At 31.8% G+C, this 1,024-nt stretch carries 1 protein-coding gene; it reads right to left on the bottom strand.

From position 1 onward, the window contains the following. Window positions 1–145: 145 nt before the first annotated feature. Entirely contained in the window at window positions 146–994 is an 849-nt protein-coding gene (locus ACE01N_RS20500; protein ID WP_380592950.1) for a hypothetical protein, read from the bottom strand. Between the last annotated feature and the right edge of the window lie 30 nt (window positions 995–1,024).

Genomic DNA, 1,024 nt, shown 5'->3' with positions numbered 1-1,024 from the left:
ACAACGTTCCCGCGGTATGGTGTCGTGCGGTTGACTGTCCCACGAAGTGGAGACTGTCAAGCCGAAAACGACGGCATACGGAATAAAGGTTTACAAATTAAAACCAAACCGCATGCACTATGACCGTGTGTTAGCACACGTTTTTTCATCTGTTCAAAAAAATTCTTTCTAAAAATATTTTTTCATATGATTTATTCGCAAGGAATTTTTCAATATAATCAGTTGGCAAGTCAAATTGTGATTTATTAATATTCCCTTTAAAGTTATCAGAATATAAAACCGTATTACCATTTCTCATTTTAAATCTTAGTTCAGTTTCAAAACTTCCAGAATATTTTATTCCCTTAATTAATGCAAAATTCTTTGGTAAAAGCATTACTGTCCCGTAACTATTTCCACAAGCACTATACTCCCAATATTCAATTGGTTTCCATTCTCCTTTTTCATTTTTCGCTTCTTGAATCATAATAACTCTTCCGTCTTGTTGGTCAAGATACAAGGTGTCTTTAGTAGGATTGAAAATATATATTGGGATTGCCTGAAAATATTCTCTCCGTATCTCTTCCCGTTGTTTTAAAGACTTGGTAGTTTTAATACTGTCAAAATTAAAGTCTTCGTTAGAATTTATTAAAGCTGGTGGTGGAGGAATAGAATTATCTTTTAAACCTATGGTTAATAATTGTTTTGGAGAAATTATAATTTTAAGTTTTTCATTCACAATTATACTGTCTTGAAATCCATGATAATCTAAATAGCTTTCATAATCATAAAAACTGAATTTATTAATATTTACTGTATCAGATAAGGGCCCTAAATAATCAATATCATTGTTTGGAACTCTCATTTTAGTAGCCTCATAGTCTTTAATAGTCGTTTGTAAACTGTCAAGAATATATGGTGTTAACCAATGGTTTGTTTTTGAAAAGTCATTCTTGTTAGCAGGTTTTCCACAGGCTAAAAGAAAAATTGTCAATATGTAAAGAATCTTCCTCATTTAAATGTGTGCTAACGTTCCCGCGGTATG

The organism is Quyinboa ferrireducens, from assembly GCF_042436675.1.
Taxonomy (GTDB): domain Bacteria; phylum Bacteroidota; class Bacteroidia; order Bacteroidales; family UBA5342; genus JBHJHP01.
The sequence above is the reverse complement of the archived record's forward strand: the minus strand, read 5'-3'. Positions and strand labels throughout refer to the sequence as shown.